Here is a 15,345-nt window from a genome sequence, read left to right as displayed (position 1 = left end):
GGCTGCTTACAGGAAGAAGATCGTCAGCAGAATTGAAAGTGGTAACAGGAACAGACAGCTGTAAAACATGTAGCCAAAGAAGCTGGGCATGCGAATGTTGTTCTTTTCGGCGATCGCTTTAACCATGAAGTTGGGACCATTGCCGATATAGGTCATGGCTCCCATGAAGACGGCTCCCAAACTGATGGCAACCAGCTCAATTTCACTGACGCCGGCAACCATGGGAGGACTGCCGCCCGCAGATTTGGCCGTTTCAAAGAAGACGACATAGGTCGGAGCGTTGTCCAGAAAGCTGGAGAGCGTGCCTGTGGCCCAGTAGAACTTCGCCGGGGAATCAATGCCCAGCGAGGCACCGTAGACATTCAGGATCTGTACGGGAGCCTGCATGCAGATAAAAATACCGACGAAGAGGGCGGCGACTTCGACGATGGCTTCGTAATTGAAGGAGTTCTGCTCGCGAATACTTTTCGAAGTTGTGAGCAGGGAAATGCCTGCCAGGGCAAACATGCAGCCTTCACGGAAAAAGTGAGGTGCACTCCAACTGGTCCCCGGGACCGTTTTGGAGGGGTCCAGCAGTGCGACGCAGAAGATGACCATCAGCAGCCAGAGGAAGTTAATGCCCCCTTTGAGTGCGAAAGGTTCAGGGTCTTCCGGAACGGCTTCCACCTTGGCTTTGTTTTCTTTGCGATAGCGGACGGTATCGAAGGCAAAATAAACGGCCAGCAGCATGCCATTCATGGCGAGCCACTCAGGCCAGAGCGTCAGCGTCCAGGTAAAGGGGACGCCTCTTAAAAAGCCCAGGAACAGGGGGGGGTCACCAATGGGGAGCAGACAGCCGCCGGTGTTACAGACGACAAAGATGAAAAAGATAACCGTGTGTGCCACATAGTCACGTTTGGCATTCGCTTTCAGCAAAGGACGGATCAGGAGCATGGCGGCGCCTGTGGTTCCGATGAAGCTGGCGATCGCGCCACCGATGGCAATGATGCCCGTATTCAGAATCGGTCGTCCCACCAGATGGCCGTTGAACGCGATTCCGCCGCTGATGACATACAGGGAAAACAAGAGGGCGATGAAGGGGATGTATTCCCCGAGAATCGCATTCTTGAGGACGACGACAGCGGCAGGGAACCCGGGAGCTGACAGCTCGTGTGTGCCATGATCGACGACGCCGTGTCCGTATAGGAATGTGTAATAGAGCAGGGTCACCAGACCCAGGCTGACTGCGACCAGAAACCGGTTTTTGTTATGTTCCCACCACTCTTCCGTTTTATGAATCAGGGGTAGAAAAGCGATACACAGCAAAAGCGCGGCGAACGGAATTACACTATAAAAGGCGGGAGGTTCGGCATGGCCATGATGTTCCTCGTGCGGTTGTTCAGTCGTGGCCACAAATGAGGTTGCTTCCAGTTGCGCGTATGTATCAGCGATTAAGTTCATCTCAATCGCCCTCCGTTACTTGGGGATTATGAAAAAATGGGTTAAAGCGCGAAAATCCGTTTTCATGTAGAACGGTGATAACAAGAGCTCAGCTTGCTAACTGGCGTGTGGTCAACTCGGGATTATGGCAGGAACCGACCCTGTGTACAACTTCCACGTCGGCAGGATTTCACAAATTGAATTTATGAATTTGCGAATTCACTGCGGCGTTCTTCCATCGGAGCCGCACTGGCTTTGAATTCCGACAGATACAGCTTTACCAGCTCCGCTGTCTCTGCACTTTGCAGCATCTCCAGCGAGATCAGCGTTTTCCCCAGAACGATCGGCGGTTCGATCTGTATTGCGAGCAGATAAGCCACCTGCTCACGGGTAAGCAGTTGCCTCTGGATGGCGATTTCCCCGAATCGCTGTCCATTTTTCTGCTGTGCTTCGAGTATCTCTGTGACCTGGTTACTGGTCAGCAGTTTTTCATTGACTGCCAGTTCACCGATTTTCGTCTGTGTTTCCTGTTGAGGGCACTTCAAGAGTGCTTTGGAAATGGTCGGGATATCAAAAATTTTCTTGGTAACCAGCCAGCGACTGAAGCGGCTGCGTTTGACCAGCTTCTGCAGTTCGTTGTCTTCCTGGCTGATGATCGAGCGTACGTGAACCTGGTTGCGGCCATTCTCTTTTGAATTATACATGGCTTCATCCGCTTCTGCGATCAGGCGTTCTCCGAAGCCGGTCATGTCGCGAGGCGGGATACCCACTACCGCACCCAGGCTGGCGGTAACGGGTACGCGTTTGCCTTCGAATTCAATCACTTCGTTTTCGATCAGTTTCCGCAGACGTTCCGCGAGTTCATGGATCCCGTTTTCAGAGGGATTGTTGACCATGATGACGAATTCCTCACCGCCGTAGCGGCAGAAGATGTCGGAGCGTCGTGTGGATTCACTGGCGACTTTGGCAACACGCTGCAGGACCAGGTCACCGAACTGGTGGCCGTAGGTGTCGTTCAGACTTTTGAAGCGGTCGATGTCGGAGAAAATGATTCCGATCGGCTGGGCAGAGCGGGCACAGCGATGCAGTTCTTTTTCGAAGTATTCGTTGAAGTAGCTGCGATTGTAGGTTTTGGTCAGCGGGTCGTGAATTGCTTTGCTCTGCAGCTGTTTGTTTTCGGATTCCAGTTTTACCTTCTGCTCTTCGATGGCAGCCTGGCGGGCGAAAGCCTGCGTGGAATCGACCTGGGCTTTCATGGTCAACTGCACCAGTTGTTCGTTGGCTTTGGCCATGATTTCATAAGGCGATTCGATGTCATCCATGTTGACCTGGAAGATCTGGGCAGCCTCTTCAAAACGGTACTTGACCTCTTCCAGGAACCCGTGCAGATCATCAATGGGCATGTTGTAGAACTCTGCCATCAACTGCTGCAGTCGTTGTAATGCGAGACCGCTGTTGGGGGAGCAGAAGTAATCACCAATGGCGGCCGAGGCAGAGATGATGATGATCAGGTTAAAGTTGGGATCGGACTGGAGGGCCTTTAATTGTTCGAATGTGTCGTGATGATGTTCGATGGCGATCTGGAACTGTTCGGACATCTGCCAGCGTTCCATCATTTTCACGCCGACTTCAGTATGGTTGATTCCCAGGACTTCGGTTTCGACTTCAGACATGTCACGCTGCTGCTTTTCAGCCTGTTCGAGTACGGGCAACAGGTCATTGGGGATCGAGCGGAGCATGGCCAGGTGCCCGATATCCTGCAGGAGTCCGATGAGGAAGCTGTCGTATTTGAGTTCGTTACCCAGTCGGGTGGCTAGTAACTCGGCGGCGGCAGACTGGATGATCGATTGTTTCCAGTACGAATCGTAGCGTGATTTCAGAGGACCCTGTGTGATTGCTGCTTCGGAGAGCGAGAAGCTCAGCGCCAGCGAAGTAACCACCATGGTTCCCAGCAGAGGGACGGCCCGTTCGATACCCTTACACTCGGATCGCAGCCCGAAGAAGGATGAGTTACTGGCCTTCAGGATTTTGGCTGTGATCGCGGGATCTGCCTTGATGGTGTCAATGACATCCTTGATATCAGTGTCCGGATCCTTAGACAGGTCCAGCAACTTTACTGCGACGGCGGGTAGGGTAGGTAATTGATCCGACGACCAGATTTTTTCAGGAGAAATCATGTGTGATGACCTTCAAGGAATTTTTACTCAGCCTGGCTGCAGCCATTCTTATAAAACAGAGATTGCCCTGCCTGCCTGGGCAATATTCAGTGAACCGATACTTATTCAGCCTGTCAGCCTGACGGCTCAACGAGCCTCAGGCGTGCGAGGTGACCCAACGTTCCAGCTTGCTTTTCAGGCTGTCGGGAGTAAACGGCTTCACCAGGTAATCTGAAACACCAGCCTGGATGGCAGTCACAACACGTGCCCGTTCAGCTTCGGTGGTAATCATGATGACAGGAATGTCTTTGTTCCGCTGACGGATTTCTTTCAGCAGCTGTAAGCCATCCATGTTGGGCATGTTCCAGTCGCTGAGTACGATATCGAACTGGTTGTTGATAAAGTGCTCCAGGGCCTGAACCCCATCTTCTGCTTCGGTAACGTCTTCAATACCCAGTTTCGACAGACAGCGCTTCTGGATAGTTCTCATTGTTCCTGAGTCGTCTACGAGTAAAACTTTCATCGGACTGGCCTCTTATATTTAAAGTTTTTTTGGCGAGTTAAAACAGAGTTTAATCAGTGGTGGATCTATCGATCAGAGAAGCCTGCTTCGATAGAGAACGCTCCGATTTCTGATTCAAAGGAGATACAGATCGGCGACACATTGGATGGGTAATGGACGGTATGACCTTTCCCGGTGATGATGTTCGGAATACTGATGGAAGCTTCCAGGTGTTCCAGTTGTGCCTTCGCAGAACCGGCAATCATGTTGGCGAGTTCACATACAGCATCACAGACTTCGTCGTTGATTTCTTCAGCCGTGATTCCCAGCATGCGGTCCAGCACGCCTTTACCAACGCTTTCGGACAGGCTCAAAACCAGCGTGCCGGCTGCCTTTCCGGAGATACCGATGACGGCACTCAATTCGTGTTGTGGGATCACGTCCTGTTTTAAACTCAGACCGGTCCGTTTGGGGGTGCAACCCAGCATCATTTCAAAAACGGAAATCGTGGAACTGATGATCGGGTTCACAAATTCGGCAGTGAGTTCAGATTTACTGAGAGTTGAAGATGATGTCATTCTCGAATTCCTGCTTCTTCAGAATCGATCACAGAGGGCCCGATTCCGTTGCGATGTGGTACGAAATATTATTCTCTTAAAATCAGTACCCCTGTCGTGATTGACCATGTCGCTTCCACATCGGTCAATCGGGGGACTGAGACTGTCATGTGAGTATGCATTTAGAACATAGATCACGGAAAATCAGATGTGCTAAAATATCAACATCTGATTCATGAGAAAAAACTCGACCCGCAGGCAACATTTCCGAGTTTGCCGGCTGTAACGAATATCTCGCAACCCCCCCCTGACAAATGCAGTGAAATCCCTCCTTATTGGTAGAATGCAGAGGGAGGGAGATCCCTGATTTCCCTGTCCAGGGCAGCAGGAAATTCAAAGAAGCCCTTACGCATCAGGCAGAAACGTGACTGCGAAGCGCCATTCCTTAATAAAAGGAAGAAAACACCTGTTTTCAGGCATGCAAGGCAAGAATTGTCTGAATCAGCACACCCGAACGTGCGGTATCACCAAAAACAAAAATATTGTTATTGAGTCACCAAACATAAATCGTTTACGATGTGTTCGCAGGTATCAGAAGTAGTGGTTTTCACCTACTAAACAAGCTCATTTCTAGCTGAAAAGTTTGGTTTTCACATCTCGTTCACTGAACTTGATTTTTTCAGTATTCAAAAACAGAAAGAAGTGCAGTACAGTTTACTTTGGTGCTGATATAAATATCTAGATACCCACTTTCAAAGTGTTCGAATCTAATGTCTCATTCTATCAATCAAGAGCAAGTCGATTTTGCGCAGCATGTTCGAACAACTTGCCATCGCTTAAATAACTTCCTGACCATTTTACAGTGTCAACACGAGCACCTGGCGGGATTACCCTCCAGCCAGCTGGAACCGGAACTGGCAGTCGTTCTGCAGGATCTGGAGCCTCTGGTTGATACTGCGGCTAACGACGTACTGGAACTATCCAAACAATGTAGAGATTTTCTGGAAGGAGTTACACATCCAGATACAAGTCAGAAATTAGATTGAACCGTTCAGTTTATTGATATCTAATCATTTCTTTTCTCGGGGGCCAGAATGTTAACTTCCACTGATCTAATTCGAATTGTCCTGGTGGACGATCACTTGATGCTGGTTGATTCACTAGTCTCACGCTTTCACAGAGATACTCAGATCGAAGTCGTGGGGACAGCGACTAATGCGGATGAAGGGTTGTCACTGATTCTGGAAACAGAACCAGACGTCGTCATTCTGGATGTCGAACTGCCGGGACGTGGCTCGTTTGACATTGCTGAGGAAATCACCTCCCGACTCAAGAATACCAAAATGATTTTCCTGACAGGTTATCTGTCAGACATCTTCATTGAGCTGGCATTACGAGTGAATGCTGTCGGCTACCTGCTCAAAGGAGAACCGATTGAATCGCTGATCCATGCGATCAAGAAGGCTGCCCGTGGCGAATACTGTTTCTCTCAATCGGTCCAGGAACGTCTGGTTTACGACCAGAAAAGGAACCGCTACTCGATTCAGTCACAGAGCATGCTGACTTCATTGACCTCGCGTCAGATTGAAGTACTGCGGCATCTGGCACGCGGAAAGAGTGTGAAAGAGGTGGCCCGGTCGATGCACCTGTCGGAGAAATCGATCGACAGTCACAAGTATCGAATCATGCACAAGCTGGGCATTCACGACCGTGTCGAGTTGGCCCGCTATTCCATTCGCGAAGGATTGACACTCCCTTAGTGTCTCCTGACGGGAACTCCCGATCAGGATTGGATTGGCCCTCGCTCTGCAATCAGGCGATCAAGGGTCTCCAGTTGTGATTCGGAGAGTTCAAAATTCATCACCTCCGCATTTTCCTGAATCTGCTCCGGACGTTTGGCACCACATAAGGCACATGTGATGCCGGGCTGCTGGATTGTCCAGCGGATGACGATCTCTGCAATCGAGTGTTCCCATTCCGTGGAAAGCGTGCGGAGTTCATCCAGGAAGTCCTGGTTCTTTTCCCATTCCGCTCCATGAAACATGGGATATTTCTGTCTGCCATCCTGCGGGTCGAACTGATGATCCCGCGCGAGTTTGCCGGCCAGCAGACCTTTCATCAAAGGCCAGTACGCCATCACCGAAATCTCGTTGTCTCTGCACCAGGGGAGGCGATCCAGTTCGATGTCCCGCTGCAGCATGTTATAGCGGGGTTGATAGGCTGAGATCGGGCAGACCGCGTGAAATTCCTGCAGCTGTTCCAGCGTGAAGTTGGAAACGCCGACGGAGCGAATCTTGCCCGCTTCCCGCAACTCGTTGAACGCGGCTGCAGATTCACCGACCGGGATTTCCGGATCGGGGCCGTGCAGATAGTGCAGATCGATGCGGTCGGTGTTCAGTCGCTGCAGACTCTCATCGCATTCCTGTATGATGCGGGCGGGGGAGGCGTCGCGGACCTGTTTCCGGTCTTTCCAGTGAATGCCTCCTTTGGAAGCGATGACAATCTCATCCCGCTTCTCTCCCAGGGCTTTGGCAATCAGTTTTTCACTCTCGCCGTCATATCCGTAGCAGTAAGCGGTGTCAAAGAAGTTGATGCCTGCATCAAACGCGGCCTGGAGCGTAGCCAGGCTGGCCTCTTCGGTGACATCCACGCTGGTAACCCCGGAGATGGGCCAGCAGCCCATGGCGATGGGGGTGATCTGGATGTCTGTTTTGCCGATGGTGCGTAACTGGCTCATGCTGTTTGATCCTTCCGCGTGTGTGAGTTTCTGCTGTGCCCGGGTTCTGAATGGCACTTGTGGTCCTCATCATTTAAGATAACAGGCTCTGGTGTCAACCATTGTACCGCCTTTCCTGTTTCAAAAGAGTGAAGAGCGTATCCAGCATGTGTGCCCGTTTTTTCCTGTTTTCGCCTGACGAAGAAATCAAGCGGCTGTTTCAGATGGTGTCATTTCCGCGGGTTTCCCCGCGTTACAACATCGCTCCTTCCCAGCCCGTGCTGGCGATTACGAATGCTGGTGCGGAGCTCGAGGTCCGGCATTTTCAATGGGGTTTTATTCCCGCGTGGTCCAAAGATCCGCAGCCGGGACAGGCGATGATCAACGCCCGTTCGGAAACCGCAGCTTCAAAACCTTCGTTTAAAAACGCATTCCGTTATCGTCGCTGCCTGATTCCTGCAAATGGGTTTTATGAATGGAAGAGTGCCGGCAATCGTTCGAAGCAGGCGATGTGTGTGCGTCTGGGTGAGGAACCCCTGTTCGCGATGGCGGGATTGTGGGAACAGTGGAGCAGTCTGGACGGCAGCGAACTGGAAACCTGCAGTGTGTTGACGACCGCTGCCAATTCATTGCTGGAAGGCATTCATCCGCGGATGCCGGTGATCCTGAGACCGGAACAGTACCGCAAATGGCTGAGTGCCGACACCACGCCGATTCCGCAGCTGGAAACTCTGCTGCAGACCTATCCTGCAGACGAGATGCAGGCTTACCCGGTCAGTTCCTTCGTGAATCGAGTGGCCAACGATTCCCCCGAATGCATCGAACCGATCCGCGAACAGAAAACGCTGTTCTAAAACGTTACCGGAGGAGGCGCGAACAGCGAGAGGACCGGCTGGATCTCTTCGAAGTGTGCGAACAGGTAGTCGGGTTTGCACTTTTCCAGTTCTTCCAGGGGATAGACGCCGGTGGCGACCGCAATGACCTGGGCGCCGATGGCCCGGGCACAGGTGATGTCACTGGGGGTATCGCCGATGACCCAGATGGTCGCCTGCGTCAGCAGTTCGGGAGCGTGGCGCAGTTGAATCTGCCGAATCGCTTCATGGGCGACATCGTTGCGATCAGCATGATGATCTCCGTAAGCACCAAATTCGAAAAAGTGGTGTAGATCGTAATGTGTCAGTTTCTGATGCGCGCCCTGCTCAAAATTTCCGGTCAAGAGACCCAGGTCGACATGCTCGTGTTCGGCCAGGGTATCCAGAATGTCACGGATGCCCGGCAGCACGCGTCCCTGGTGGGTCTTCAGATTGGACGCGAGCAGCCTGAGATAACCGGCTTCGAAACGCTTGCGGTTGGCGCTGGTGTTTTCGATCTTAAAGTATTCAAACAGATCGACCATGATCGAGTGATCGGTGCGGCCGGCCGTCGGGATACCCTCGATGGGGGCGGCTACCTGGAATTCGTCTTCCAGCATGTGCAGAATTGAATGCTGACCGGCGCCGCCGGAGTCAATGAGCGTACCATCAATGTCAAACAGGCAGATGTGCATGATGCGTCAGGGTTTCTGTGAAAGAATAACGGGCTGTTTTGTCTGCCCTTATTCTATACACCCTGGATGGCTTCGGAAATGCGGTTGACGTGTGCAGGTGCACCATTAATTTCACGTTGTGCCCTGCGGATCACTTCGGCGTCGATTTCGTTCAGATTCTGTTCATATCCGGCGAGCAGTGCCAGATCGCAGATTTGATTGATCCGGGTCGGGAATCCGTGTGTGGACCGGTGAATTTCTTTAATCGCATCTGTGGTGAAGACCGAGTCGGCACAACCGGAGAGGCTCAGGCGATGCTGAATATAATTTTCGGTCATTTCCGAATCCAATGCCGTCAGTTCGATCGACAGATCGGAAATCTGTGCGGCACGCTCGGCCTGGGGCGAGCTGGCTTCGTCCATCGTCAGCACCAGAGAGAGACTGGGGAACTGCTGATTGCCGGTGTGCAACAGACGCTCGACGGCGTGCAGTGCTTCCAGGCGGCTCAGATCAACGTGATCCAGCAGCAGCAGGAGTCGACCCTGGGTGAGTTGCATGCCGGTCAGACAGTCGGTGAGCTGTCTCCAGAGCTGTGGCAGTGGGGTCTCATGGGCGGGGCCGAGACGCAGTTGAGCACAGAGCTGCCAGAGAAACTCTTCTTCTCCGAGTCCCAGCAGGTCCAGGTATTCGCACTGACAGGAACTGCGGGTCAGAATCTGCTGGCAGGCTTTTAACGTGAGTGACTTTCCGGTGCCGGAAGGGCCGCTAAACAGACTGCATTTTTTCTGTTCCTCTGCCACGAACAGCAGACGGGCCAGGGCCTCTTCATGGAGTTCACTTTCAAAGAACAGCGCCAGATCCTGTTGTTGAGAAAAGGGTGCTTGTGACAAATTCCAGAAGTCGTAGTACATGATTGAAGTTGACCCGATGAAAATGATGTTTGAACAGATTTGCTCAGATTCTCTGGTCCCGCTGTTACGGAATCCTGCCTTATTGTTAAAATCGGCCAATGGCTACTATCGGCATGACCGAACCGTGGCTGCTGAGTTCATTTTCCTCAACTTGCGTAAATTAAAGCCGCACAGTCTCTTCCTCGATCAGTGATTTCTTGAGAAACATTCATGACGCATCGTTTTTTTTATGAAGGTTCTTTGGACGACGCGCTCCTCCAACTGGACGGGAGCGAGGCCCATCATCTGCTGCACGTGTTACGGATGAAGGTGGGGGATGAGGTTCTGCTGTTTAACGGCACCGGCATCGAAGCCGAGGGGCAGATTGAGAAAACAGGTCGGAAAACGGTCGATATCAAGGTTGTGCGTCGTCACGAAAGCGAGGCTGAGACACAGGTTCCCCTGATTCTGGCGACCGCGGTTCCCAAGGGAGATCGCTTTCGCTGGCTGGTCGAAAAAGCAGCCGAGCTGGGCGTCACCAGGCTCGTGCCCCTGACCACGGAACGGAGCAGCGTCGATCCGGGTGAGAACCGATTGAAAAAATTACAACAGACGATAGTGTCCGCCGCGAAACAGTCGGGGCAGATTCGACTGATGGAGCTGGCCCCGTTACAGCCGTTGAGCGACTTCCTCAAGGAGATCGACCCGGCAGAGCAGCAACTGCTGATCGCCGATCCACAGGGAGCCGCGTGGACGGAACTGAATCTGGCCGGATCGGAGGCGTCCGCAGCCGGTGTTGTGATTCTGATCGGACCCGAAGGGGGCTTTTCTGCTGAGGAAGTTCAGGCAGCTGAAGATGCGGGGGCGCAGGCGGTTCAAATCAACGCGGGAATCCTGCGGATCGAGACGGCGGCCCTCCTGATGGCGGGCCTGGTTCGCTTGCCTTAGAGCCTCGTTATTTAAACAGGTAACCCGAGCGCATCAGCAGTACGAAGCTGTAGATGACGACGCCTGCGACGATCAATGAGCCGAAGTTCAACAGCTTGCGGCCGGTCTCCATTTTTTTGCGGGCCACGATCTGGGCAATCACTGTCACCACCGCCACCAGGGAGAACTTGAAGTAGACCATCCCCCGGATGCCCCAGTGGGCGATGAAGTAGTTGGCCAGCTGGTTGGACTCGCGGAAACTTCCGGTGACCAGCAGCAGGTAGGTCATAAACACATCCAGTGCGTTGACCAGGATAAAGATGCAGGTCTCCCGTTCGAGAGGAAGTTGATTCCCCAGGAACGAGCGGCCTGTCTTTTTTTCATTGGGCGGATCGGTTTCATCCATGATGGCGTCTCATGCGACCTGATGGGGTATGGCGGAACGAGTACCTTCAAATCAGCTTGCGCAGCTGTTTGATGTAGCCGGGAATTGCTTCTTTGGGTGGTTCATCGGCTTCATACTCCAGGACGATGAAGTTCTTGTAGTTTGCGTCCTTGAGAATTTTTACGATCCGGGGAATGTCGGCCGGTTTTTCTTCTCCGCGGGCACCCATCTCGACTTTGATCTGGGCATTGATCGCCAGGGGGGCGATCTTTTCCAGGTCTGCGTAGGGATGTTCGGTGCGGAAGTTACCGCTGTCGAAGTTCACGCCAAAGTTGGGTGATTTGTTGATGCCATCGATAATCCGCATCATCTGTTCCGGGGTGGAAGTAATGCCGCCATGATTTTCCAGCGCGAGGCTGACACCTTTCTGTTCCGCGTACTTCAGTGATTCGTTAATCCCTTCCTGGCACATCTTGATGGCTTCTGCTTCGTTGCCTCCCTTGGGAACCCGGCCGGCGAAAATCCGGATGACGGGCGCACCCAGGATGGCGGCGTAGTCGATCCACTTGCGGGTCATTTCCAGCTGTGCGTCGCGGGCATCGCCTTTGGGCAGACAGAAGTCGTTGCCGATGGCGGTGCCGGAGACTTCCAGACCCAGAGAGCCGACGAGATCCTTGGTCTCTTTCAGGTAGTCTTCACTGACCGGGTTGGGGAAGTAGTAGCTGGTCAGCTCGCAGCCATCCAGTTTCAGCTCGCCGCAGTAGCGAACGAAATCCATGATATCCATGGTGGCGGGAGTTTTGCGTTTGCGGGGCGTGGGCCAGTATTTCTGCAGATCCCGATTGAAAGAATAGGCGGCCAGACTCAGTTTCAGATGTTCGGGGGCCGTTTTTTTCTGAACACCGGCGGACAAAACGGTGTCTGTGAACAAAGAACCTGCTGCGAGGGCACCGAAACCGGCCAGTGAGGCTGATTTCAGAAATTCGCGTCTGCTGGTTTCCTGGTTGAATTGGGTCTCTGAAGGAACTGCCATTATGTTTACTCCCGGTCTGAGCCGTATTTTAAGTGTCAAAAATCGGATTGTTCTGGGGCGGATTCTAAGCCCGTCCATTTTGACAAATCGAGGACTGTAAAGAAACCCTCGATCTCAAAAACAGGCAGAATTGCAAAGTTTCCGAGGATAGCTAAACTTACTCTATTCTTGTAGATATCACTGACAGCCAACCTGTCTGTCTGTTACCCTGTACGACCGGGAAAACGTTTCCAGGCTGTTGAATTTTAAATCTTTGACCGGGCCCGTGTGCCCAACGAATCAGGAAGACCGGATACCATGCCTCGCTATGACGCCAAGCGGATTGAAACCAAATGGCAAGCCTATTGGGACCAGCACGAAACCTTCAAAACGGGAGACTTTGTTGAAGGGAAAGACAAGCTGTATGTTCTCGATATGTTTCCCTATCCGTCGGGCGATGGTCTGCACGTGGGGCATCCGGAAGGTTACACCGCCACCGATATTGTCTGTCGTCATGCCCGCATGCAGGGGAAGCAGGTCTTGCACCCGATGGGCTGGGACGCCTTCGGCTTGCCCGCGGAACAGCACGCGATCAAAACCGGTACCCCGCCGCGGATTACGACGCAGAAAAACATTGATACGTTCCGCCGCCAGTTGAAGATGCTCGGCTTCAGTTACGACTGGAGTCGTGAATTCTCCACGACCGATCCCGATTACTTCCGCTGGACGCAGTGGATCTTCCTCCAGTTGTTCGATTCCTGGTTCGACAATGAATGCAAGTGGACCGGGCCGGACGGGAAAGAACGCACGGGGCGGGCTCGCCCGATCAGCGAATTGCCGATTCCTGAAAAAGTGCAGGCCGCGGGAGCAGAAGCGGTCCGCCGCTACCAGGATCGTCAGCGTCTCGCTTACCAGCATGAAGCGCCGGTCAACTGGTGCCCGAAGTTGGGAACCGTATTGGCGAATGAAGAGATCATCGACGGCAAGAGTGAACGGGGCGGCCATCCGGTCGAGCGGGTTCCCTTGCGGCAGTGGATGTTGCGGATCACCAAATACGGCGATCGTCTCGTGGACGGCCTCGAAGGTCTCGACTGGTCCGATTCGATCAAGTCGCTTCAGACCAACTGGATTGGCCGCAGTGAAGGGGCCGAGGTCGATTTCTTTATCGGCTCGGGAGAAGACAGCGACGATCTCGATGCCGCGTTCTCTGCCTGGAAGACCCGACGCAGTGGCGAGGGATTCCCGGAAGATCAGGAAGCCGACGTGTTGCGGGTTTACACGACCCGACCGGACACGTTGTACGGAGCCACCTACATGGTGTTGGCGCCCGAGCATCCGTTCGTGGATCGTTTGACCTCCGACGAACAGAAAGCAGCTGTCGACACTTATCGCAAACAGGCGGCCCTCAAGAGCGATCTCGACCGAACCGATCTCGCCAAGGAGAAGACGGGCGTCTTTACCGGCAGCTACGCAGTCAACCCGGTCAACGGGGCGCGGGTGCCGGTCTGGATTGCGGACTACGTCTTGAGCAGTTACGGCACCGGTGCCATCATGGCGGTTCCCGCGCACGACTTGCGCGACTGGGAATTCGCGGTGGAATTCGATTTGCCGATCATCGCCGTTGTCGAACCGCCCGCGGACTACACACCGTCCAAAGACGAACAGGCGCTCGAAGCCGAGATTGACGGTCAGAAACGTACCCCGTTTTCCGGGTTCGGAACCGCGATTAACTCAGGTGACTTTGACGGCACGCCGACGGCTGACTTCAAGAAACAGATTACCGCGGACCTCGTCAGTCAGGGCGTGGGGAAAGGGGCCGTCAATTACCGGTTGCGGGACTGGCTCTTCAGTCGTCAGCACTTCTGGGGCGAGCCGTTCCCGATCTGGCATGAACTCGACGCGGAAGGCAACATCACCGGTTTGATGCGGGCCGAGGCAGAAGATAATTTGCCCGTTGAACTTCCCGAGTTGAAGGAATTCAAGCCGACAGGAACTCCGGAACCGCCGTTGTCTGTCGCCCCTGAAGAGTGGTTGTACAAAACCGACGCGGACGGCACCCGTTTGATGCGGGAGGTCAACAGCATGCCGCAATGGGCGGGATCCTGCTGGTACTACTTGCGGTATGCCGATCCGAAAAACGGGGAGCGGTTTATCGATCCCGAGATTGAAAAACAGTGGTTGCCCGTTGACCTCTATATCGGCGGTGGTGAGCACGCGGTGTTGCACCTGCTCTATGCCCGCTTCTGGCATCAGGTGTTGTTCGACCGCGGTTATGTGACCTGCCCCGAACCGTTCCAGAAGCTTGTGAACCAGGGGATGATTCTCGGCGACGTCGAGTTGACCGGCTTCCAGAAAGCCGACGGCTCCTGGATCTCCGCGAAAGACGTGGAAGAATCGGATGAGTCCGACACAAAATGGGCCATTAAGAACTCAGGTGAACCAGCCACGCCGATCAAACTCGAATCGGAGCAGGTAGAAAAAGCGGGCGAAGATTTCGTGCTCGTGGGTGAACCGGAGATCTTCGTCAACAGCCGCGCGCATAAGATGTCGAAGTCGCGGGGCAACGTGGTCAATCCCGACTTTGTGGTGGACGAGTACGGTGCCGACTCCTTGCGGATGTACGAAATGTTTATGGGACCGCTCGAAGCAACCAAGCCCTGGAGCATGAGTGGCGTGGACGGCGTCTGTCGTTTCCTCGGTCGCGTCTGGCGATTGATCATCGATGAACGTGCCGAAGAGTTGCAGTTGAACGAGAGCGTGACCGACGCAGATCCTTCGGAAGAACAGTTGCGGATTCTGCACAAGACCATCAAAGCGGTGTCCGCAGATATCGAGAAGCTCTCGTTCAATACGGCCATCAGCCGCATGATGGAATTCGTAAATGCGATGGGGCAGCAGAAGACGCGTTCGCGTTCGGTGCTTTCTGATTTCCTCCTGTTGCTCTCCCCGTTCGCACCGCACATCGCCGAGGAACTCTGGAGCATCCTCGGTCATACCGAGTCGCTGGCTTACGCCGACTGGCCGCAGTATGACGAAGCGTTGCTGCAGGAATCGGTGGTCGAAGTGCCGGTGCAGGTGAATGGAAAATTGCGTTCCAAGATCTCAGTAGCCGCCGATGCGGACCAGGCAGCGATGCAGCAGGCCGCGGAGCAGGACGAGACCATCGCCAAATACCTGGAAGGCAAGACGATTGTCAAAGCGGTCGTCATTCCCGGCCGGTTGATCAACTTCGTTGTGAAGTAAGCGGCGTTCATCC

14 protein-coding genes and 1 pseudogene are annotated in these 15,345 nt (G+C 53.6%); 5 read left to right on the top strand and 10 right to left on the bottom strand.

Translation table 11 applies throughout. The annotated features are described in order from the left end of the window. Positions 1 to 6: 6 nt before the first annotated feature. From F1728_RS12340 to F1728_RS12325, 5 genes and pseudogenes are all read right to left on the bottom strand, one after another. Positions 7 to 1,440 carry a sodium:proton antiporter gene (locus F1728_RS12340; RefSeq protein WP_149341071.1) on the bottom strand — a complete coding sequence of 478 codons (1,434 nt, stop codon included), beginning with the start codon at positions 1,438 to 1,440 and terminating at the stop codon, positions 7 to 9. Between the two features lie 182 nt (positions 1,441 to 1,622). Next, positions 1,623 to 2,585: a GGDEF domain-containing protein gene (locus F1728_RS32575; protein WP_390644238.1), complete on the bottom strand. Its 963-nt coding sequence runs from the start codon at positions 2,583 to 2,585 to the stop codon at positions 1,623 to 1,625. 402 nt (positions 2,586 to 2,987) lie between these two features. Then, positions 2,988 to 3,596: pseudogene (locus F1728_RS32570) on the bottom strand (HDOD domain-containing protein); the annotation flags it as partial. A gap of 136 nt (positions 3,597 to 3,732) precedes the next feature. Continuing rightward, the gene (locus F1728_RS12330; protein ID WP_149341066.1) at positions 3,733 to 4,098 is read right to left on the bottom strand and encodes a response regulator; all 366 of its coding nucleotides are present in this window, start codon (positions 4,096 to 4,098) and stop codon (positions 3,733 to 3,735) included. A 65-nt stretch (positions 4,099 to 4,163) separates the two neighbouring features. After that, a complete protein-coding gene (locus F1728_RS12325; RefSeq protein WP_155364355.1) occupies positions 4,164 to 4,655 on the bottom strand; it encodes a chemotaxis protein CheX in 492 nt (163 codons plus the stop codon). Between the two features lie 749 nt (positions 4,656 to 5,404). On the opposite strand from F1728_RS12325, the gene F1728_RS12320 reads away from it, so the two are divergent. Continuing rightward, positions 5,405 to 5,680: a hypothetical protein gene (locus F1728_RS12320; RefSeq protein WP_155364354.1), complete on the top strand. Its 276-nt coding sequence runs from the start codon at positions 5,405 to 5,407 to the stop codon at positions 5,678 to 5,680. A gap of 48 nt (positions 5,681 to 5,728) precedes the next feature. Continuing rightward, positions 5,729 to 6,394, top strand: coding sequence for a response regulator transcription factor (locus F1728_RS12315; RefSeq protein ID WP_155364353.1), 666 nt, complete (start codon positions 5,729 to 5,731; stop codon positions 6,392 to 6,394). 23 nt (positions 6,395 to 6,417) lie between these two features. Here F1728_RS12315 and F1728_RS12310 read toward each other — a convergent pair whose 3' ends face one another. Next, on the bottom strand, positions 6,418 to 7,371 hold the full coding sequence (locus tag F1728_RS12310) for an aldo/keto reductase (protein ID WP_155364352.1): 954 nt from the start codon (positions 7,369 to 7,371) through the stop codon (positions 6,418 to 6,420). 146 nt (positions 7,372 to 7,517) lie between these two features. Here F1728_RS12310 and F1728_RS12305 point away from each other — a divergent pair, with 146 nt between their 5' ends. Continuing rightward, positions 7,518 to 8,204: an SOS response-associated peptidase gene (locus F1728_RS12305; protein ID WP_155364351.1), complete on the top strand. Its 687-nt coding sequence runs from the start codon at positions 7,518 to 7,520 to the stop codon at positions 8,202 to 8,204. Here the strand turns inward: F1728_RS12305 and F1728_RS12300 are convergent. Together F1728_RS12300 and F1728_RS12295 are read right to left on the bottom strand one after the other, a co-directional pair. Continuing rightward, positions 8,201 to 8,896, bottom strand: coding sequence for an HAD family hydrolase (locus F1728_RS12300; RefSeq protein ID WP_155364350.1), 696 nt, complete (start codon positions 8,894 to 8,896; stop codon positions 8,201 to 8,203). The two genes, F1728_RS12305 and F1728_RS12300, sit on opposite strands and share 4 nt — an antisense overlap. A gap of 53 nt (positions 8,897 to 8,949) precedes the next feature. After that, complete coding sequence (locus F1728_RS12295; protein WP_145180338.1) at positions 8,950 to 9,786, bottom strand: ExeA family protein; 837 nt, start codon at positions 9,784 to 9,786, stop codon at positions 8,950 to 8,952. A gap of 210 nt (positions 9,787 to 9,996) precedes the next feature. Between F1728_RS12295 and F1728_RS12290 the strand changes: the two genes are divergently transcribed. Continuing rightward, positions 9,997 to 10,713, top strand: a complete 717-nt coding sequence (locus tag F1728_RS12290; protein WP_155364349.1) for a 16S rRNA (uracil(1498)-N(3))-methyltransferase — start codon at positions 9,997 to 9,999, stop codon at positions 10,711 to 10,713. 7 nt (positions 10,714 to 10,720) lie between these two features. Here F1728_RS12290 and F1728_RS12285 read toward each other — a convergent pair whose 3' ends face one another. Both F1728_RS12285 and F1728_RS12280 read right to left on the bottom strand, forming a co-directional pair. Beyond that, on the bottom strand, positions 10,721 to 11,098 hold the full coding sequence (locus F1728_RS12285) for a DUF5658 family protein (protein WP_155364348.1): 378 nt from the start codon (positions 11,096 to 11,098) through the stop codon (positions 10,721 to 10,723). A 46-nt stretch (positions 11,099 to 11,144) separates the two neighbouring features. Then, positions 11,145 to 12,110 (bottom strand): sugar phosphate isomerase/epimerase family protein, encoded by a 966-nt coding sequence (locus tag F1728_RS12280; protein ID WP_155364347.1) that lies wholly within the window; start codon positions 12,108 to 12,110, stop codon positions 11,145 to 11,147. A gap of 297 nt (positions 12,111 to 12,407) precedes the next feature. Between F1728_RS12280 and leuS the strand changes: the two genes are divergently transcribed. Continuing rightward, complete coding sequence (leuS, locus tag F1728_RS12275; protein ID WP_155364346.1) at positions 12,408 to 15,332, top strand: leucine--tRNA ligase; 2,925 nt, start codon at positions 12,408 to 12,410, stop codon at positions 15,330 to 15,332. Positions 15,333 to 15,345: the final 13 nt, after the last annotated feature.

The sequence above is a fragment of the Gimesia benthica genome (genome assembly GCF_009720525.1).
In the GTDB taxonomy this organism is placed as follows: domain Bacteria; phylum Planctomycetota; class Planctomycetia; order Planctomycetales; family Planctomycetaceae; genus Gimesia; species Gimesia benthica.
This window is presented reverse-complemented; position numbering and strand designations above follow the sequence as displayed.